Origin of the sequence: Dactylosporangium sp. NPDC050588, from assembly GCF_040654975.1 — a bacterium.
GTDB lineage: Bacteria > Actinomycetota > Actinomycetes > Mycobacteriales > Micromonosporaceae > Dactylosporangium > Dactylosporangium maewongense.
The window spans coordinates 55,559-74,406 of sequence record NZ_JBFAJA010000021.1; the positions used below are offsets into that span (position 1 = coordinate 55,559).

The following is an 18,848-nucleotide window of genomic DNA, read 5'->3' on the forward strand; positions in this document are numbered from 1 at the left end:
CGTGGACTTCGAGCTCACCGACGAGCAGCGCCAGTTCCGCGACGCGCTGCGCGCGTTCGTCGACAGGGAGATCCGGCCCGTCGCCCGCGAATGGGAGGCGACTGACCGCTACCCGGCCGAGATCGTCGAGACCATGCGGCGGATGGGGCTGTTCGGGCTGACCGTCCCCGAGGAGTACGGCGGCCTCGGCGCCGACATGGTCTCCTTCGCCCTCGTCTTCGAGGAGATCGCGAAGGGCTGGATGGGCATCGCCGGCATCCTCGGCAGCCACTCCCTGTCGTGCTGGCTGATCGCGCGGCACGGCACCGACGAGCAGCGCCGCGCGTACCTGCCGGACCTCGCGACCGGGGCCCGCCGCACCGGGATCGCGCTCACCGAACCCGACGCCGGCACCGACCTGCAGGGCATCCGCACCGTCGCCCGCCGCGACGGCCAGGACTACGTCATCACCGGCCGCAAGACCTGGATCACCAACGCCCGGCACGCCGACCCGCTGCCGGTCCTCGTCAAGACCGACCCGTCGGCCGACCCCGCGCACCGCGGCATGTCCGTGCTGCTCGTCGAGGCCGGCACCCCCGGCTTCGAGGTGCTCCGGGACCTGCCGAAGCTCGGCTACAAGGGCACCGAGTCGTGCGAGATCCTCTTCGACGACTGCCGGGTCCCCGCCTCCGCGCTGCTCGGCGGCGTCGAGGGGCGCGGCATGCAGCAGGTCCTGTCGGGCCTGGAGACCGGCCGGATCAACGTCGCCGCCCGCGCCCTCGGCATCGCCCAGGCCGCCTACGACGAGGCCCTGCGCTACGCGGGGCAGCGCAAGGCGTTCGGGTCGCAGATCTCGGACTTCCAGGCGATCCAGCTGCGCCTCGCCGACATGGCGATGCAGGTCCAGGCGGCGCGGCTCATGGTGTACTGGGCGGCGTCCCGCGCCGACGCCGGCCGCCGGGTCGACCTGGAGGCCGGGATGGCGAAGGCGTTCGCGTCGGAGGCGGCCGCCGCGTGCGCGCTGTCGGCGATGCAGGTCCACGGCGGCTACGGCTACTCCAAGGAGTTCGACGTCGAACGCCTCTACCGCGACGCGCCGCTGATGATGATCGGCGAAGGCACCAACGACATCCAGCGCATCGTCATCGCCAAGGCACTCACCAGCGGGAAGGGCAGCATCGGATGAGGTCCTACCTGTACGTGCCGGGCGACGCCCCCGCGAAGCTCGACAAGGCCCTGGACCGGGGCGCCGACGCGCTCATCGTCGACCTGGAGGACGCGGTGCCCCTGGCCGGCAAGGCCCGCGCCCGCGCGATCGTCGCCGCCTGGCTGTCCGACCTGCCCGCCGCCGGTCCCGCGGTCTGGGTGCGGGTGAACCCCGGCCCCGCCGGCTTCGACGACGTCCGTGCGGTCGTCGGCCCCCGGCTGGCCGGCGTGTGCCTCGCCAAGGCGGGCAGCGCCGCCGAGGTCGCCGCGCTCGGGACGGTGCTGGCCACCACCGAGGAGGAGCGGGGGCTTCCGGTCGGCGCGGTCCCCGTCGTACCGCTGCTGGAAACGGCGACAGCGGTCCTCGACGCCGCCCGGATCGCCCGGGCACCGCGGGTCGCGCGGCTGCAGATCGGCGAGGCGGACCTGCGTGCCGAGCTCGGCGTCACCCTGGGCCCCGACGAGCGTGAGCTGCTCTTCGTCCGCTCGCAGGTCGTCCTCGCGAGCGCCGCCGCCGGGATCGCCGCGCCGGTCGCCTCCGTCAGCACCGACTACCGCGACCTGCCGGCGCTGCGGGCGTCGACGGTCGCGTTCCGGCGCCTCGGGTTCGTCGGCCGGGCGTGCATCCACCCGGCGCAGATCCCGGTCGTCAACGAGATCTTCACCCCGTCGGCGGTCGAGATCGCGGTGGCGGCCGACCTGGTCCAGCGCTTCGACGCGGCGGTCTCCTCGGGCGCGGGCGTGCTCGTCGGCGCCGACGGCCGCATGGTCGACGCCGCCGTGGTCCGCGCCGCCCGGCGCGTGCTGGACCTCGCCGGCCCACTGTAGTTCCCCCACCGCTGCCGCGGCGGGGGGCGCCTCACGGCAGTCTCGCCACCGCCTTCGGGCCCAGCGCGAGCAGCTTCGGCTTCGCGGCGTCCACGTCGCCGGCGGCGACCACCACCACGACGAACGCGCCCTTGATCGAGAACAGGAAGACGGTGCTGATGAACGCGGCCTCGCCGATGCCGGGGACCCGTTCGCTGTCCGGGAAGCTGGCCTTGACGGTCTCGAACTCGCCGTCGAACCCGGCGCGGTCCTCCGGGTAGACGCTGACCGTGGTGAGCAGCTTCGTGCCCTGCTGGTCGAAGGAGCACACCCGCTCGCCGGTCCGGTTGCCGCGGATCTCCTCGCCGGGTTCGATCGTGCCGCCCTGCACCTGCTGCACCTCGTCCGGCGTGAGCAGCCCGCACGGGTCCGGGGTCGCCGCCGTCGCGGCCGGATCGAGCAGGTGGTCGTCGGGCTCGTCGCGCGGGCGAAGCATGCAGCCCGCCAGCGTCACGGCGGTGGACGCGGCGAGCACCGTACGCACGGACTTCGATGCGAGCATGCCGACAGTGTCACGCGCCGTGTCAACGCCGGCCCGAGCGGCGTTGTGAACCTGCTGCGAAGGTGTCGGGCGGGTCCGGTGCACGCCGGCCCGTGCGGCCCGGATCGGCTCTACCGTCCGTCCCGTGGAGACGGTTGACGTACTGGTGGTCGGTGCCGGACTGGCGGGCCTGCACACGGCCCGCCTGCTCGCGGAGCGGGACCTGCGGGTCCTGGTCGTCGACCGGCGCAGGTCCCTCGCGGCCGGGGTCCGCACGACCGGGATCTTCGTCCGGCGCACCCTGGACGACTTCGACCTGCCCGGCCACCTCCTCGGCCCCGGCGTCCGCGACGTGCTGCTCTACCCGCCGTCCCGCCGCGACCCCGTGCACCTGACCAGCGACCGCGACGAGTACCGCGTCGCCGACATGCCGGCCGTCTACGACCACGCCCGGCGGGCCGCGGAGACCGCCGGCGCCCGGGTGCTGCTCGGCGTCCGGTACACCGGCATCACCGCCGGCATCGCGCACCTGGACGGCGCCGAGGCGGTCCGGGCCCGGTTCGTCGTCGGCGCCGACGGTGCCCGCTCCGCCGTCGCCCGCGACCTCGGCCTCGACGTCAACCGCCGGCTGCTCGTCGGCGCCGAGATCATCCACCCGAGCGGGTCCGCCACGAGCGTCCCCGCGTTCCACTGCGTCCTGGACCCGCGTGTCGCCCCCGGCTACCTCGGGTGGGTCATCGACGACGGCCACCACGTCCACGCGGGCGTCGCCGGTTACCCGTCCGCGATGCGCTCCGGCGTACGCCACCTCCTGTCGGCCTTCACGTCCGACGCTCCCGGCCTGTCCGCGCTCCACAGGCCCGCCGGCCCCGTGGAGCGCCGCGGCGGCCCGATCCCCGTCGGCGGGGTCCTGCGCCGCCTGGCGTGCCCGTCCGGCCTCCTCGTCGGCGACGCCGCCGGTGCCGTCTCCCCGCTGACCGCCGGCGGCCTGGACCCGTGCCTGCGCCTGTCCGAGCTCGCCGCCACGGTCACGGCCGACTATCTGCGCACCGGCGACGACCACGTGCTGAGCGCCTACGACGGCAACGCCCTGCGCTCCCGCTTCCGCGGCCGCCTCGCCCTGCGCCGGGCCCTCGCGTCCGTCACCTCCCCGGCCGCCGCCGAGGCCGCGGTCGCGCTCCTCCGCACCCGCCCCGGCCGCTCCGCCGCCGCCAGGATCCTCTTCGGCGACCGCTCCTTCCCCGACGTCCCGTCTCCGTCTCCGTCACCGTCACCCAGTCCGGTCCGGTAGCCCGCCCGTCAGCGGACCCACTCCGGTAGCGGTTCCCTGGCGTCGATCCACGGCCGCGGTACGCCGGCGCCTGTCTCGGTGCGTTCACCGACGCCCGTGTACGCGGCCACGATCCCGCCGGCGATCGCCGCGGTCGTGTCGATGTCGCCGCCCGCGACGACGCACGCGGTCACGGCCGCCGGGTAGTCGTCGAGGTGCGTCGCGGCCACCCACACCGCGAACGGCACCGTGTCCTGCGCCGTGACCCTGCTGCCGTTGCCGAGCTCGTACGCGGCCTCCTGCGCGGTCCGCCCGATCAGCCGGCCCGCCTTCGTGAGCCCCCGCTCCACGGCGCCTTCGGGTGTGTGCGGCCGCAACAGGTCCAGGAACGCCCTCGGCTCCGGCCGCACCCCACCGAGCCTCGCCGCCGCCGCGTGCGCCGCCGCGACGGCGACGACCACCGCCCCGGCGACCCCCTCGGGGTGCGCGTGGGTGATCTCGGCGGCCCGGGCCGCCTGCTCGGCCGCCCGTGCGGGCCGGTCCGCGTGGTACGCCCCGACCGGCGCCACCCGCATCGCACCCCCGTTCCCGAGCGACCCCTGCTCGCCGAACGCCCGCCGCGCGGCCTCCCGCCACGGCACGCCCTCTCGGATCTCGTGCAGGACCGTCGCCGCGCCGGCTCCGTAGCCGCGGTGCGACTCGTACCGCAGCGAGAACCGCGTCGCGAGCCTGTCCTGGTCGATGGCGGGCCCGTCCCGCAGCTCCGTGACGACGGAGCAGGCCATGTGCGTGTCGTCGGTCCACTCCCACGGCCCGTCGGGCACCCGCCCCGCGACCAGATCGCCGACCGACCGCCCGACCATGAAGAACTGCGCCCCGAGCGCGTCCCCGACCGACAACCCCGCCAGGCTGTCGTCGACCAGCCCGAGCCGCACCCGCTCCGTCAACGCAAACCTCACCACCCCCAGATCCTCCCAGCACCCCACCCCCCAGCGCCCCCACCACCGCCCGTCGAACCGGTCGATCCCGATCCCGTTTCTCATGATCCGGAAGACTTTGTGCTGCTATGACGACACAAACTCTTCCGGATCATGGGGTGGGGTCGGCGGCTGGTGTTCGCGATGGTCGGCCGGTGATCTCGGATGGTTGTGGTGGCTGTGGCTGTCGGAGTTGCGCGGGATCGTGGGGAAGTGATCGCTGTCGTTTGTTGCACTGGTTGGTGCCGGGGTTGTTGGTGTAGGAACCCTTTCCCCCATCAAGAGCCCGCGCTCATACCTGTACGCCGCGCCGGCATCCGCCTGCCCCAAACCGACACCGAACTCCCACACCGGCTAAGGGCTGGCCTCGAACTCGTACTGGTAGCCGTCGGTCCAGCCGGGACGGTCGAGCGCGTGCGCCCGCGACCGCTTCAGCTGCACCCCGTCGTCGATCGTCACCGTCCGCTCGAACCACACCCCGACGGCGGTCAGGACGACGAGCATGGTCAGCAACCCGAAACCGTCGTGGACCGGGTCGCTGCGGAATGCCCAGACCGTGCCGCCCACCCCGGCACCCGCCGCGGCGAGGCATGCCACGCTCTCCAGCACCTTCTCCCGCCGGACCGCCGGACCGCCGAACGGCTCAGGACGGCCACGGCGACCCGCTCCTCGCACGTCGGGCAGGTGACGACCACCTCGGCCCGGCCGCTGCCCGGCCGTTCCCTCCCGATCGCCACCCCGTCCAGGGGCGCACCCTTGTGGACCAGCCGCACCTGTGAGTCCGTCATCCCGCCAGCGTAGAAGTCCGGCGATGCGCGCTGCTCGACTCCGCCGTCCGGTCCTTGTCCGGAGATGCGCGGACCGGCGGGCCCCGATCCCCGCCGGTCCGCCGTGGCCGGGGTCAGCCGCGGCGGAGCCGGGCGCAGGCGTCCAGGGCCTGGTGCAGGGCGTTCTCGGCGGTGGTCAGGTCGTGCCGGTCGAGGGCGTGGCGGACCCGGGTCAGGCACGCGGCGAGCAGGCGGGCCTCGCCGCGTGGTGGCTGGGGACGGGTGGCGCCGCCGCGGACCCGGGCCAGGGCGCCCGTCGTGGCCAGCCGCGCCAGGTCGCGTTGCGTGGTCGCCAGGGAGGCGCCGGTGGCGTTGCGGACGTCGGCGATCGTCACGTACTCGGTCTGGGCCAGCAGCTCGATGATGCGCTGGTGGCGCACGGCCGGCAGCAGGGGTTCCGGGCTGGACTCCGTTGTGGGCATGGGACGGCACCGCCTCAGGAGATGGGGTAGAGCTGGCCGTCGGTGGCGACGGCCGGGGCGAAGTCGACCTCGCGGCCGTCGAGGGTGAAGCGGTAGCGGCCGAGCCGGCGGATGACCGGCTTCGCGTCGAGGTATTCGCGCATGTCCTCGAGCTCGGCCGGCGTGAGCCAGCTCGGCGGGTCGGAGACGGCCCGGAAGCCGCAGACGTCGGCGAGGTCGCGCAGCCAGCGGGTCTGCTGGGTGGTGAGCAGGTTGAGCTTGCTGCGGAAGTAGATGACGTCGGGGTCGACCTCGACGAGCGGGGACTGCCAGAGCCGGTGCACGCTGTTGACGACGGCGTTGCGGGCGGTGGCGTCCGAGGGGTCGACGGAGGCGTAGTTGTCCCACATGGGCGCGACGTCGGGGCCGCTGCGCAGGCCGTCGAGGATGCCGAGCGACGGCAGCAGGATCGCGCCGGAGCCGAGCAGGTAGACGTCGTCGCCGGCGGCCTCCCGCATGACCCGCAGCCCCTCCCGGTAGAGCCGGTCGCGGTCACGGCCCGGCAGCGGCGCGGCGCCGGCGTTGACGAAGTCGAGCTTGAGGTAGCGGTACCCCCAGTCGTGCACGACCGTCCGGATCAGCTCGGCGACGTGCGCCAGGGCGTCCTCGCGGGCGAGGTCGAGGGCGTAGTAGGGGCCGCCCCAGTTGTATCCGGCGACGACCGGCTGCCCGGACCCGTCGCGCAGCAGCAGCTCGGGCCGTGCCGTGGCGAGGCGCGAGTGCGGCAGCGCGATGAACGGGGCGAGCCACAGCCCCGGCGTGAACCCGGCATCGGCGATACGGCCGGCGACCGCCCGCATGCCGCTGGGGAACTTCGCGTTGGGCTGCCAGTCGCCGACCAGTTCCTCCCAGCCGTCGTCGATCTGCACGACGTCGAATGGCAGGCCGGCGAGGTCCGCGACGTCCTTGGTCAGCTGGGCCTCGGTGACGTTCTCGTAGTAGGCGTACCAGCTGCACCACACGTTGCCGGCTTTCCGCATGCCGGCGCCGAACCGCGACGCGAGCTGGGCGGCGTAGGCGGCGAAGACGTCCTCCTCGGGACCGTAGGCGAGGAACCAGTCGGCGCCGGAGGAGGCGTACCAGCCGGTGAGGGTGTCGTGGTCGGCGGTGAGCCGCGGCGTGTCGAGGCCGAGCGCGCCGAGCAGCAGGGTGCCGCCGTCGGGGCCCTGCAGCGCGGCGACGGCCGAGGAGTGGTGCCGCGCCGGGTCGTCGAACGTGGGGTCGTCGGCGGTGACCAGCCGGGTCGGGTTCGGCACGCGCAGCGGGGGCTCGCTCAGCCGCCGCCAGCCGCACGGGCTCCACGAGTTCTGCCCGTGCCGGTAGAACGACGCGTCGCCGAGGCCGTGCAGGATCGCCACCCGGCCGGGGGGCAGCAGGACGCCGCCGGGGGCGGAGCCGATCTCGACTGCCGGTGCGGCGGAGTGCTGGACGGCGAAGTGGTGTCCGCCGACCTCGACGAGCTGTGCCATGGTTCTCCTCATCAGGTTGTGTGGCGGCGGGGCGCGGGCCGAGCGCCCCGCCGCTTGGTTCATGGGGCTACTTGAACAGGGCGTTGACCTGGTCGTTGGCCTTCTTCAACGCGTCGGCCGGGGCGGCCTGGCCGAGCACGACGGACTGGATCGCGTCCTGCACGATCTGGCTGACCTCGTTGCCGTGGTCGGTGATCGGCAGGAAGAAGGTGCCGCCGGACGCGGTCGCCTGGTCGGTGAAGGCCTGCACGTTGCGGCCGGCGGCCTTGTGGGCGGCGAGGGCCTTCTCGGTGCCGGACTTGACGGCGGGGAAGACGACGGCCTTCTCACCGACGATGTCCTGGCAGGCGGACGAGCCGAGGAACTTCACCCATGCCCACGCCTGGTCGGGGTGCTTGGTGCCGGCGTAGATGGCGTCGGAGAGGCCGTTGATGGCGGTCTTGCGCCCGGACGGGCCGGTGGGCAGCGGGGCGAAGGCGTACTGCTGCTTGGCGCCGGTGCCGAGGTAGGTGCCGATGGTCCAGGAGCCGACGATGGTGTACGCCGCCGTCCCGGTGTCCATCACCGCGTCCCGGCCGAGGTTCGACTGCTTGTCGAACTTCGGCGCGTAGCCCTTGTCGATGAGGTGCTTGAACCAGCCGATGGTCTCGGCGAGCTTCGGGTCGTCGTACTTGTACTTGGTGCCCCACGGGTTCTTGTCGAGGTAGGTGAAGCCGTTGGCGACGGCGAGGTCGCCCCAGCCGTTCTGGCCCTGCGAGCCGTCCGCCCACTCCGGCAGGAAGCCGTAGACCTTCACGTTGTTCTTGTCGAAGGCCGGGTCGAGGCCGTTGCGGCCCTGGCTGTCGACGGTGGCCTTGGCGATCGCCTGCTCGAAGGTGCCGCCGTCGCCCGGGTTCCAGGTGAGCTTGTCCAGGCCGGCGGTGTCGGTGACGAGCTTGGTGTTGTAGACCAGGGCCATCGTGTCCCAGTCCTTCGGCAGGCCGTAGCGCTTGCCGTCCTTGACGAACAGGTCCGCGAGGCCGGCCTGGTACTGGCCGAGGTCGACCTTGTCCTTCGTGACGAACGGCTGGATGTCGAGGATCTGGTTGCTGGACACGAACTGCGGGTAGTAGGACGCGTGGTCGGTCCACACGTCGGGCGCGCTGCCGGCGGCGAGCTGGGTGGTCAGGTTCTGCCAGTACTGCGACCACGCGGTCTGCGTGAACTTGATGGTGATGTTCGGGTTGGCCTTGGTGAACTCGTCCGCGCACGCCTGGTAGGGCGGCAGCTGCTTGTCGTCCCAGAGCCAGTAGTTGAGCGTGACGTTGCCGGTGTCGCCGCCGGACTCGTCGGAGCAGGCGGCCGCGAGGGGCAGGACGATCGCCGCGGCGGACAGCGCGGCGGCCGCCATGCGGATTCTGGACATGGAAATCCCTTTCGAGGATGGGGTGGGGGGTGTCGGCTACTTGATGCCGGTGAAGTTCAGCGACTGGACGAGCCGCTTGCCGAGGAAGATCAGCAGCAGCAGGACGGGCAGGACGGACAGGGTGGAGCCGGCCATGAGCCCGGTCCAGTCGGGTGCGGTGTTCGGTGACTGCTGGAGGAACACGCCGAGGGCGACGGTGAGCACCCGGTTGTCCTCGCCGCGGCCGACGAGCAGCGGCCACAGGTAGTCCTTCCACGCCCACACGGACGTGGTGAGGCCGATGGTGATGAGCGGGCCGCGGCTCATCGGCAGGATGACCCGCCAGAAGATGCCCCAGCGGCTCGCGCCGTCGATGACGGCCGCCTCCTCGACCTCGCGCGGCACCGACAGGAAGAACTGGCGGAGGAAGAACACCGCGAACGGGGTCATCAGCAGCGACGGCGCGACCATGCCGGCGAAGGTGTCGACGGCGTCGAACTGCCGCATGAGCGCGAAGTTGGGCAGCAGCGTGAAGATCGGCGGGACCATCAGGGCCGCGACGAACAGCCCGAAGAGCAGGTCGCGGCCGGGGAACCGCAGCCGGGCGAAGGCATACCCGGCCATGGCGCAGCAGAAGGTCTGGACGGTCGCGATGAGCCCGCTGTAGATCAGTGAGTTCAGCGTGTACCGGAAAAAGTTGATCTTCGCACCGGAGCCGCCGGCGGCGCGGGCGGTCTGGTCGTCGACGAGCCCGAGGACGCGCTCGAAGTTGATGAGGGTGGGGTGCTCCGGCACGAGGCCGGTGCTGTCGCGGTAGATGTCGGCGGCGGGCGTGAGCGCGGTGCGGACCATCCAGTAGAAGGGCACGATCGTCACCACGAGGAAGGCGATCAGCGCGGTCCAGGCCAGCAGCCGGCCGGGCGTCAGGCGGCGGAACATGAGGCCTCTCTCAGGTGAGGTCGGATCGGGAGGCGCGCAGCAGCCACATCTGCACGGCGGTGAGCAGGCCGAGGATCAGCACGAGCGCCATGGCGACCGCCGACGCGTAGCCCAGGTGGAAGTACGTGAATGCCTGCTGGTAGATGTAGTAGTAGATGACCCGGGTGGCGCCGACCGGCACGATCTTGTCGGTGACGGCGACGGTGTCGAAGATCTGGAACGAGCCGATGAGCGACACGACGAGCACCAGCGCGAGGATCGGGCGCAGCAGCGGCAGCGTGATCATGCGGAACATCCGCAGCTCGCCGGCGCCGTCCAGGGAGGCGCTCTCGTAGAGGTGCGGCGGGATCTGCAGCATCCCGGCGTAGAGCAGCAGCGCCGTGTAGCCGGTGTAGGCCCAGGTGTTGATGAGCGCGATGGACGGCATCGCCAGGTCCGGCGAGGTGAGGAAGCCCCGACTGTCCAGCCCCGCGGCGGTCAGCAGGTGGTTGACGAAGCCGAGGTTGGCGTCCAGCAGCCACATCCACAGCAGCCCGACGGTCACGTTGGGCACCAGCCACGGCAGCAGCAGCGTCGCCCGCAGCACGACCGAGCGGGTCAGCCGGTGCATGAGCGCCGCGACGCCGAGGGCGAGCAGCGTCTGCGACCCGATGTTGACGACCACGTAGTACGCCGTGATCCGCAGCGACTTCCAGAACTGCGCGTCGCTCACGAGCTTGGCGTAGTTGTCGGCGCCCACGTACGACGGGGTGTTGAGCAGGCTGTAGTCGGTCAGCGAGTACCAGACGCCGCGCACCGTCGGGTACAGGTAGAACACCGCGAAGCCGACCAGCACCGGCAGCAGGAACAGCCAGGCGACCCGCCGGTCGTCGCGGTGACGGCGCGGTCCGGCGGCGCCTGACGGCTCGCCGGGCGGGTCCGGCGCGGGCGGCGCGGTCACCGCCAGGGAGTTACGCATCGTCACGGTCCGGCCTCGATTCGTCCATCGAAAGTCTTCGAGATTGATGTCTTGCGGCGAGGGGTGGGCGGCCGTTAATAATGATGAAGCTCAGGGAAACTTTGTCAACACCTCCTCGTATCAAATCGAGGTACGGGGACTTCACCCCACGTCCCGGAGGCCCATCCATGCGTACCGCCCCGCGGCGGCGAGCCCTCGCGTTCGCCGCCGCACTCTGCACGGCCGCCGCCACGGCCGTGCTCGCCGTGACCGTGCAGGCGCAGCCCGCCGTCGCGGCACCGGCCGGCCCGCCGGCCAGACCGGCTCCGCCCGCCACGCCGAGCCCGTCGCTGACCGACCACCCGCTCACCGCCGCCCCGAGCCCGCTCGACAACCCGTTGAAGGGCTTCGCCCGGTTCTACTTCCCGGGCGACAACCAGAGCACCGGCTACCCGCTGTCCCTCGCGTGGAGCTACTTCGGCCTGTCCGAGGTGATGACCAACGCGGCGAACTGCGGCAGCTACGACTGGTCGATCGTGGACAGCGCGCTCAACGAGATCGCGTCGTACGGCAACCAGGCCGCCATCCGGTTCTTCATGGAGTATCCCGGCGGCACCGGCAGCCATCCCGGAAACTCCATTCCGCACTGCTTCGACGGGCACGTCACGTACCGCAACAACACCTTCTGGGGGACGGTGTCGCCGGACTACGACAGCCCCTACCTGCTCAGTGCGCTGTCCAACTTCATCGCCGCGTTCGGCGCCCGCTACGACGGCGACCCCCGGATCGGCTTCATCAACCTCGGCATCGTCGGACTCTGGGGCGAGTGGCACACGTGGCCGTTCGACACCGACACCGCCGACGGCTACCCGAACCTGATGCCGACCGACGCGCACGGGGCGCAGATCATCCAGGCGTTCGACACCGCGTTCAACAAGACGAAGCTGGAGATCCGCTACCCGGACTCCGCCGGCGGCGCCGCGAACGCCCGCGACATCGGCTACCACGACGACTCGTTCTGCTACAGGGAAGGCTCGCCGCTGGCGGGCGTGACCCTGCCGCAGTCGCTCGGCGGCGCGAGCTACTCGCAGCTGCAGCGCGCCGTGAACATGGGCGTGGAGAACAAGTGGATCACCAGCTCGATGGGCGGCGAGGTCCGGCCGGAGATCCAGAGCTCCGCGTTCGCCTCGTGGCCCGGCGGCTCGGGCCAGGTCGACAACATGAAGGCCTGCATCGAGCTGGAGCACACCACCTGGAAGATCAACCAGACCAGCCAGAGCTACTCGCCGTCGGACCCGAACGTGGCCGCGGCCGTGCGGCTCATGGGCTACGACCTGTCCGCAACCCACGCGTACTTCCCGAACACCGTCAGCGGGAGCAGCGCGACGGTCGGCGTCACGCTCGTCAACAACGGCGTGGCCCCGTTCTACTACCCGTGGACGGTCACGCTCGGCCTGAAGAACTCCGCCGGGACCGTGGTCAAGACCTGGGACACCCCCTGGGACCTGCGGACCGTCCAGCCGCTGAAGATCCGGGCGTTCCCCGACTGGGGCGTCGGCGCCGACCCCACGTACCGCGACTTCGGCTACCCCCAGTACTTCCAGGCCGGTGTCAGCCTCACCGGGGTGGCGACCGGCTCGTACCAACTGGTGCTGCGGGTCAGGAACCCGCTGGAGGCGGTGAGCGCGAACGCGAAGAAGCTGCGCTTCGGCAACGCCACGCAGAACGCCGACGGGTGGCTGGGCCTCGGCGCGATCGGGGTCGGCGGCGGGGGCGGCGGCGACACCACGGCGCCGACCGTGCCGACCGGGCTCGCCTCGCCGGCGAAGACGGCCAGCAGCGTGTCACTGACCTGGAACGCGTCGACCGACGCCGTCGGCGTCACCGGCTACCGCGTGCTGCGCGGCGGCACCCAGGTCGGCACGTCCGCGACCACGTCCTACACCGACAGCGGCCTGTCCGCGTCTTCCGCCTACACGTACACCGTGCAGGCCTACGACGCCGCGGGCAACGTGTCGGCGGCGTCCGGCCCGCTGACCGTCACGACCTCCGCGAGCGGCGGGGGCGGCGGCATCGGCCTGGACGACTTCGACGGCAACCCCGCCTACCCGTCCGCGGCGAAGAACGACCTCGCGAAGTGGACCGGCGGCAACTGCTTCCTCAACGGCGGCGGCAACGGTGTCGTCTCCGGCGGGGCGCTGACCCTGCAGTACAACAACTGCGGCTGGTTCGGCAGCGACGTCGCCACCGACGTCTCCGCGTACACGTACCTCGTCGTGCGGGTCCGCGGCGCCTCCGGCGGCGAGCAGAGCCACTTCAACCTGAGCCTCGGCGGTGCCAGCAAGGTGTTCGGCGACTACACCCTCGACGGCGGCGGGCACCCGGTCATCACGACGTCCTACCAGGACATCAAGATCCCGATGGTCGCCAACGGGATCAGCCGCACCAGCCCGGCGCAGCTCGCCATGGGTTTCTGGTACGGCGGCAACAGCTCCATCTCGATCGACGGCCTCTCCTTCAGCAACTGACCCCCGCGCCGGCGCCGTCCACTGTGGACGGCGCCGGCCTCGCCAAGGAGCATGATGCACCGGACCCGAATCGCGGCCGCGCTCCTCGCAGTCGCGCTGCTGTCGACGCCCGGCGTCGCCCACGCGGCGGCGCCGACCACCACCGCCACCTACACCGCCGACCTCGGCACCGTGTTCACCAACCCCGAGCGCGGCTTCCACAACCGCTACGAGATCGTCGACGACCCCGCCGTCAACGACTACGCCAGCAACACCATCCCCGGCTTCAACCCCGACATGCTCGACCGCACCTTCGCCCGCGCGAAGGCGAACGGCAACACCCTCATCCACAGCTACCTGCACCTCGACAAGTACCAGACCGCCGACCTGCCGCCCGCCCTGATGACCAACCTGGGCACCGGGCTGGCCGCGATCCGCGCCCAGGGCATGAAGATCGTCCTGCGGGTCGCCTACGTCTGGGACGGCTACTCCGCGGTCACCGAGCCGCAGATGGAGCGCCACATCGACCAGCTCGCGCCGGTCCTCGCGGCGAACGCCGACGTCATCCTGCACCTGGAGGCCGGGTTCTTCGGCGCCTGGGGCGAGTGGCACTCCAGCCCCTACACCGCATCGTCGGAGGAGAGCCAGGCGCCGGTCCGCTACCGCCTCGTCAAGAAGCTGCTCAGCAGCACGCCCGCGACGATGCCGATCGCGATCCGCTACCCCATCTTCAACTACGAGTTCGCGCAGCGGACCACGCCGCCGCCCGGCTGCCCGCTGCCCGACAACTGCCTCATGACCACCCAGGACAAGGACCGGCTCGGCTTCCACGACGACTGCTTCCTCGCCGACACCGCCGACATGGGCACCTACGACCAGAACTCCTGGCTCGGCTGGTTCGACGTGTCGGTCAAGAAGCAGTGGGTGTACGACATGGCGACCAGCGCCGGCGGCAACAAGATGATCGGCGGGGAGACCTGCAACGCCAGCGGCGCCAACGACAGCGCCGGGGTCAACGCCCAGTACGAGCTGTCCCACCAGCACTGGACGGAGATCAACGAGGACTACGCGCCGGTCAACACCGACATCTGGAAGGCCGCGCACCTGGCGGCGTCGGGCAACGACCCGGCCGAGACCCTGTTCACCCGCATCGAGCGCAAGCTCGGCTACCGGCTGCGCCTGCAGGACGCCACGTACACCACGCAGGCCGTCGCCGGCAGCCCGTTCACGTTCGCCGCGCACCTGACCAACGACGGCTACGCGGGCATCATCAGGCCCCGCCCCGTCTTCCTGGTCTTCGACAACGGCACCCAGCGCTACAACGTGCCGCTGCCGGGCCTCGACCCGCGCACCTGGCGCCCCGGCGCGGTCACCGTCCCCACGCAGACCGTGACCCTGCCGTCGATGACCGCGGGCACCTACAAGCTCGCGCTGTGGCTGCCCGACCAGGCCACCGGGCTGCGCGGCAACCCCGCGTACTCCGTGCGCCTGGCCAACACCGGCACCTGGGACGCGACCAAGGGCTACAACGTGCTCGCGGGCGCGATCCAGGTCGGCTCGTGCACGGCCGACTGCGTGCCGCCCACCGCGCCCACGCTGACCTCGACCGGCACGACCGCCACCTCGGCGTCGCTGTCGTGGACCGGCGCCACCGACAACGTCGGCGTCACCGGATACACGGTGTTCCGCGACGGTACGCAGGTGGCCACGGTCTCCGGCACGTCGTACACCGACACCGGGGTGCCGGCGGGCTCCCACACGTACACCGTCACCGCCCGCGACGCCGCCGGCAACGTGTCGGTCCCGAGCAACGCCGTCACCGTCGGCGTCGGCTGCACCGACTGCGCACCGCCGTCGACGCCGGCCGGGCTCGCGGTCACCGGCACCGCCACGACCTCGATCTCCCTGGCGTGGAACCCCTCGACCGACAACGTCGGCGTCACCGGGTATCTGGTGTTCCGCGACGGTACGCAGGTCGGCACGCCCACCGGCACGGCGTACACCGACGGCGGCCTGAGCGCCGGCAGCTACACGTACACCGTGAGATCCCGCGACGCGGCGGGCAATCTCTCACCGGCGTCGGCGCCGCTGACCGCCTCCACCGCCCCGCCGACGCCGGCCGGTCTGGTCGTCGACGACTACGACGGCACGCCCGCCTACCCCTCGGCGGCCAAGAACGACCTCGGGAAGTGGACCGGCGGCAACTGCTTCATCAACGGCGGCGGCAACGGCGCCGTCGACGGCGGGGCGCTGACGTTGCAGTACAACAACTGCGGCTGGTTCGGCAGCGACGTCGGCGTCGACGTCTCCACCCGCACCTACCTCGTCGTGCGCATCAAGGGCACGTCGCCGGCGCACTTCAACCTCAGCCTCGGCGGCACCACGAAGGTGTTCGCCGACTACACCCTCGACGGCGGCGGGCACCCCGCCCTGACCGGCGCCTTCCAGGACATCAAGATCCCGCTGGTCGCCAACGGCATCAACCGCGCCAACCCCGCGCAGCTCGCGATGGGTTTCTGGTACGGCGGCAGCGGCACCGTCACGATCGACAGCATCTCCTTCGTCTGATCCTGTTCACAGCCTGACCACGGTGCTGGTCAGCCGGGCCCGCTCGGCTGACCAGACCACCCGGTGCGAGGCGAGGCTCGTCGCCATGTCGGAGCTGAGCTTCGTGGGGTCGCCCGCCGCGACGGCGGCGACGAAGGCCGCCACGAGCCCCTCGTCGCCGCCGTCGTGGCCGTCTTCGTGCTCGCCGGTGTCGACGGTGCTGGTGGTGCCGGTGCGGAAGTCGGTGACGGTGAGGTGGCGGCCGTCGCCCTCGATGCTGCCGTGGCTGCCGAAGAGCCGGGTCTGCCGGCGCTGCATGGGCGTGAACGCCGTCATCGTGAACGTGGCCGTCACGCCGCCGGAGTACTGCATGGCGACGACCTGGTGGTCGACGACGTCGTTGTCGCAGTCGTACACGCAGCGGCCGTAGGGTCCTGTTCGGAGTGCGCGTCCCAGCTCGCGCGGATCGTCGGTCACGGCGTCCACCGGCCACCTCAGCCTGCCGTCTTCCGTCTTGTACAGCCTGACCGCCGAATACGGACACGTCGGCTCCACCGCGCAGTCCACGCACCGCGCTGCGGCTTTGTGCGGTCGCTTGCCGGCGTGGAAGTGGGCCAGGCCGCCGAACGACGCCACCTGGCTTGGGGTGGAGCCGACGACGTACGCCAGCCAGTCGAGATCGTGGCAGGACTTGGTCAGCAGCATCGGACCCGACTCGTCCTCGCGCCGCCAGTTGCCGCGGACGAACGAGTGCGCCTGGTGCCACCAGCCGACCGGCTCCAGGTGCTGCACGCTGACCAGGTCGCCGATGCTGCCCATCGTCGCCTTCAGCGCTTTCGTGTACGGCGTGTAGCGCAGCACGTGGCAGACCGCGCCGATCACGCCCGCCGCCTCGACCGCCTCCGCGATCCGGCGCGCCTCCGGCTCCGTCGGCGCCATCGGCTTCTCCAGCAGCAGGTGGTACCGCTGCCGGGCCAGCGCCACGGCCGGCTCGACGTGCAACCGGTCCTGGGTGGCGACGACGACCGCGTCGGCGAGCCGTCCCGCCGCGACCATCGCCTCCCAGCTGTCGAAGACCCCGCCCGCCGGGATGCCGTGGGTCCTCGCGAACGCCGCCCGGCGCTCGGGGTCCGGCTCGGCGACCGCGACGATCTCGGCATGCTGCGCCGCCGCGAGCCGTGCGTACTGGCGGCCTCGCAGGCCCGCGCCGACCACCGCGATGGTGACGGGGTTGCGATCCCCCGAGTACTTTGTAAACTCCATAGCAATATTGGCGCGCCGCCGGCACGATACGTCAAGGGGAAAACTGTGACAGATCAGGTCATCAGCGGCACCGATCTGTCCCGGCTGCGCGAGCTCAACTCGCTGACGGTCGTCCGGGCGCTGCGCGACCAGCCCCCCGCCACCGTCACGGAGCTGGCGAAGCTGACCGGGCTGTCCCGCCCCGCCGTCGACGTCATCGCGCAGGGCCTCGTCACCGGCGGCTGGGCCACGGTCGTCGAGCCGAGCGGCAGCAGCGTCGTCGGGCGGCCCGCGCGGCGCTACCGGTTCCGCGCCACCGCCGGGCACGTCATCGGCGTCGACGTCGGCGCCCACAAGATACTGACGTTGCTGGCCGACCTCGACGGCAACGTCGTGCACACGGCCCGCTGCACCGTCGCCGCCGACGCCGACCCGCCGTCGCGGCTCGCCGCGCTCGACGCCGTGCTCGCCACCTGCCTGTCGGAGGCCGGGAAGACGGAGCAGGACATCTGGGCCGTCACCATCGGCGTCACCGGCCCCGTCGACGCCAGCGGCAAGACCACCCTCTTCACCCCGCTGCCCGGCTGGCAGACCGTCGACCTCGCCGCCCACCTCAGCGACCGCTTCACCTGCCCCATCGTCGTGGAGAACGACTGCAAGCTCGCCGCCCTCGCCGAGCGCTGGCAGGGCGCCGCCCGCGACGCCAACGACATCGTCTTCCTCCTCGCCGGCATGCGCATCGGCGCCGGCCTCATCATCGACGGCGTCCTGCGCCGCGGCTACGGCGGCGCCGCCGGCGAGATCGGCGCCCTGAAGGCCGTCCGCTGGCTGACCGCACCCTCAAACCTGGCGCAGTGCCCCGGCGTGCCGGCGACCGTCAGCCCCGACGACGCCGCCGCCTGGGTCTTCAACGCCGCCCGCGACGGCAACCGCGACGCCCGCTCCGCCGTCAACCGCTACGTCAAGGACCTCGCCATCGGCACCGCCGCCCTGGTTCTCGCCCTGGACCCCCAGGTCGTCGTCTTCGGCGGCGGCTTCTCCCGCTCCGCCGACCTCGTCCTCGACCCGCTCCGCCGCGAGCTGGCCCGCCTGTGCCTGCGCCTCCCCGACGTCCGCGCCTCAACCTTGGGCGCCGACAGCGTCGCCCTGGGCGCCCTCCGCCTCGCCCTCAACGAGGTCGACCAGCGCCTCTTCACCCTCGGCCTCAGCGCCCCCGTAGCCCCCCGCCGCTAGCAGGCTGGCTGTAATTCCCCCACCGCTGCCGCGGCGGGCCCTCCCATGATCCGGAAGAGTTTGTGTCGTCATAGCAGCACAAAGTCTTCCGGATCATGAGAAACGGCCTTGGTACCAACCAGTCCAGCAAACGACGGCCATCACTTCCCCACGATCCCGCGCAAACACCAGCAGCCACAGCCACCACAACCATCCGGGATCACCGGCCGACCATCGGGGACACCGGCCCCGCAAGGAGGTATCCGACCGATACCGGCGCGCGGTGGGCGCGGTCCTTGAGCCGCTGCTGCCGGCGTTGGCTTGCCGCAGCCCGAGCGGCGGCCGGCCGGAACGCCATCACCCTGACCGAAGGCGCCAACCACGTCCTGGGCATCACCGTGGAAATCGCGCGCCGCGACCCCACCACCCGCGGCCTGCAAATCCTTCCCCGCCGCTGGGCCGTGGAACGCACCTTCGCCTGGATCAGCTGACGCCGCCGCCGCGGCCGTCGGTGGCGGCCGCGGGCAGCGCGTCGGTCACGGG

15 protein-coding genes and 1 pseudogene are annotated in these 18,848 nt (G+C 71.8%); 7 read left to right on the forward strand and 9 right to left on the reverse strand.

Annotation, left to right across the window (positions count from 1 at the left end; genetic code table 11):
• The first annotated feature begins 1 nt into the window (after position 1).
• The gene (locus AB0I21_RS16675; RefSeq protein ID WP_360561945.1) at positions 2–1,165 is read left to right on the forward strand and encodes an acyl-CoA dehydrogenase family protein; all 1,164 of its coding nucleotides are present in this window, start codon (positions 2–4) and stop codon (positions 1,163–1,165) included.
• Entirely contained in the window at positions 1,162–2,013 is an 852-nt protein-coding gene (locus tag AB0I21_RS16680) for a CoA ester lyase (RefSeq protein WP_360561947.1), read from the forward strand. Before AB0I21_RS16675 ends, AB0I21_RS16680 begins: the two co-directional genes overlap by 4 nt.
• Positions 2,014–2,044: 31 nt before the next feature.
• On the opposite strand, the gene AB0I21_RS16685 is transcribed toward AB0I21_RS16680, so the two are convergent.
• The gene (locus AB0I21_RS16685; RefSeq protein ID WP_360561949.1) at positions 2,045–2,554 is read right to left on the reverse strand and encodes a hypothetical protein; all 510 of its coding nucleotides are present in this window, start codon (positions 2,552–2,554) and stop codon (positions 2,045–2,047) included.
• Positions 2,555–2,678: 124 nt separating this feature from the next.
• Between AB0I21_RS16685 and AB0I21_RS16690 the strand changes: the two genes are divergently transcribed.
• A complete protein-coding gene (locus AB0I21_RS16690) occupies positions 2,679–3,824 on the forward strand; it encodes an NAD(P)/FAD-dependent oxidoreductase (protein ID WP_360561951.1) in 1,146 nt (381 codons plus the stop codon).
• Positions 3,825–3,832: 8 nt separating this feature from the next.
• Here AB0I21_RS16690 and AB0I21_RS16695 read toward each other — a convergent pair whose 3' ends face one another.
• From AB0I21_RS16695 to AB0I21_RS16725, 7 genes are all read right to left on the reverse strand, one after another.
• The gene (locus AB0I21_RS16695; RefSeq protein WP_360561953.1) at positions 3,833–4,762 is read right to left on the reverse strand and encodes an ADP-ribosylglycohydrolase family protein; all 930 of its coding nucleotides are present in this window, start codon (positions 4,760–4,762) and stop codon (positions 3,833–3,835) included.
• Between the two features lie 372 nt (positions 4,763–5,134).
• Positions 5,135–5,377, reverse strand: a complete 243-nt coding sequence (locus tag AB0I21_RS16700; protein WP_360561954.1) for a hypothetical protein — start codon at positions 5,375–5,377, stop codon at positions 5,135–5,137.
• Positions 5,378–5,681: 304 nt separating this feature from the next.
• Entirely contained in the window at positions 5,682–6,029 is a 348-nt protein-coding gene (locus tag AB0I21_RS16705) for a DeoR family transcriptional regulator (protein WP_360561956.1), read from the reverse strand.
• A gap of 14 nt (positions 6,030–6,043) precedes the next feature.
• Entirely contained in the window at positions 6,044–7,537 is a 1,494-nt protein-coding gene (locus tag AB0I21_RS16710; RefSeq protein WP_360561958.1) for a glycoside hydrolase family 36 protein, read from the reverse strand.
• 67 nt (positions 7,538–7,604) lie between these two features.
• The gene (locus AB0I21_RS16715) at positions 7,605–8,942 is read right to left on the reverse strand and encodes a sugar ABC transporter substrate-binding protein (RefSeq protein WP_360561960.1); all 1,338 of its coding nucleotides are present in this window, start codon (positions 8,940–8,942) and stop codon (positions 7,605–7,607) included.
• 36 nt (positions 8,943–8,978) lie between these two features.
• Positions 8,979–9,860 (reverse strand): carbohydrate ABC transporter permease, encoded by an 882-nt coding sequence (locus AB0I21_RS16720; RefSeq protein ID WP_354904924.1) that lies wholly within the window; start codon positions 9,858–9,860, stop codon positions 8,979–8,981.
• A 10-nt stretch (positions 9,861–9,870) separates the two neighbouring features.
• The gene (locus AB0I21_RS16725) at positions 9,871–10,818 is read right to left on the reverse strand and encodes a sugar ABC transporter permease (RefSeq protein ID WP_360561962.1); all 948 of its coding nucleotides are present in this window, start codon (positions 10,816–10,818) and stop codon (positions 9,871–9,873) included.
• A 167-nt stretch (positions 10,819–10,985) separates the two neighbouring features.
• Between AB0I21_RS16725 and AB0I21_RS16730 the strand changes: the two genes are divergently transcribed.
• Both AB0I21_RS16730 and AB0I21_RS16735 read left to right on the forward strand, forming a co-directional pair.
• Positions 10,986–13,325 (forward strand): carbohydrate-binding protein, encoded by a 2,340-nt coding sequence (locus AB0I21_RS16730; protein ID WP_360561964.1) that lies wholly within the window; start codon positions 10,986–10,988, stop codon positions 13,323–13,325.
• 54 nt (positions 13,326–13,379) lie between these two features.
• Complete coding sequence (locus tag AB0I21_RS16735; protein WP_360561966.1) at positions 13,380–15,872, forward strand: DUF4832 domain-containing protein; 2,493 nt, start codon at positions 13,380–13,382, stop codon at positions 15,870–15,872.
• A 6-nt stretch (positions 15,873–15,878) separates the two neighbouring features.
• Here AB0I21_RS16735 and AB0I21_RS16740 read toward each other — a convergent pair whose 3' ends face one another.
• Complete coding sequence (locus AB0I21_RS16740; protein WP_360561968.1) at positions 15,879–17,114, reverse strand: Gfo/Idh/MocA family oxidoreductase; 1,236 nt, start codon at positions 17,112–17,114, stop codon at positions 15,879–15,881.
• 45 nt (positions 17,115–17,159) lie between these two features.
• On the opposite strand from AB0I21_RS16740, the gene AB0I21_RS16745 reads away from it, so the two are divergent.
• Positions 17,160–18,326, forward strand: coding sequence for an ROK family transcriptional regulator (locus AB0I21_RS16745; RefSeq protein ID WP_360561969.1), 1,167 nt, complete (start codon positions 17,160–17,162; stop codon positions 18,324–18,326).
• 374 nt (positions 18,327–18,700) lie between these two features.
• Positions 18,701–18,790, forward strand: a pseudogene (locus AB0I21_RS16750) (IS5/IS1182 family transposase); the annotation flags it as partial.
• Positions 18,791–18,848: the final 58 nt, after the last annotated feature.

Excerpts from the sequence above, each read along its gene's own strand:
- AB0I21_RS16710 (WP_360561958.1), bottom strand. The coding sequence starts at position 7,537 with ATGGCACAGCTCGTCGAGGTCGGCGGACACCACTTCGCCGTCCAGCAC.
- AB0I21_RS16715 (WP_360561960.1), bottom strand. The coding sequence starts at position 8,942 with ATGTCCAGAATCCGCATGGCGGCCGCCGCGCTGTCCGCCGCGGCGATC.
- AB0I21_RS16735 (WP_360561966.1), top strand. The coding sequence starts at position 13,380 with ATGCACCGGACCCGAATCGCGGCCGCGCTCCTCGCAGTCGCGCTGCTG.
- AB0I21_RS16680 (WP_360561947.1), top strand. The coding sequence starts at position 1,162 with ATGAGGTCCTACCTGTACGTGCCGGGCGACGCCCCCGCGAAGCTCGAC.
- AB0I21_RS16725 (WP_360561962.1), bottom strand. The coding sequence starts at position 10,818 with ATGCGTAACTCCCTGGCGGTGACCGCGCCGCCCGCGCCGGACCCGCCC.
- AB0I21_RS16730 (WP_360561964.1), top strand. The coding sequence starts at position 10,986 with ATGCGTACCGCCCCGCGGCGGCGAGCCCTCGCGTTCGCCGCCGCACTC.
- AB0I21_RS16685 (WP_360561949.1), bottom strand. The coding sequence starts at position 2,554 with ATGCTCGCATCGAAGTCCGTGCGTACGGTGCTCGCCGCGTCCACCGCC.
- AB0I21_RS16720 (WP_354904924.1), bottom strand. The coding sequence starts at position 9,860 with ATGTTCCGCCGCCTGACGCCCGGCCGGCTGCTGGCCTGGACCGCGCTG.
- AB0I21_RS16705 (WP_360561956.1), bottom strand. The coding sequence starts at position 6,029 with ATGCCCACAACGGAGTCCAGCCCGGAACCCCTGCTGCCGGCCGTGCGC.
- AB0I21_RS16740 (WP_360561968.1), bottom strand. The coding sequence starts at position 17,114 with ATGGAGTTTACAAAGTACTCGGGGGATCGCAACCCCGTCACCATCGCG.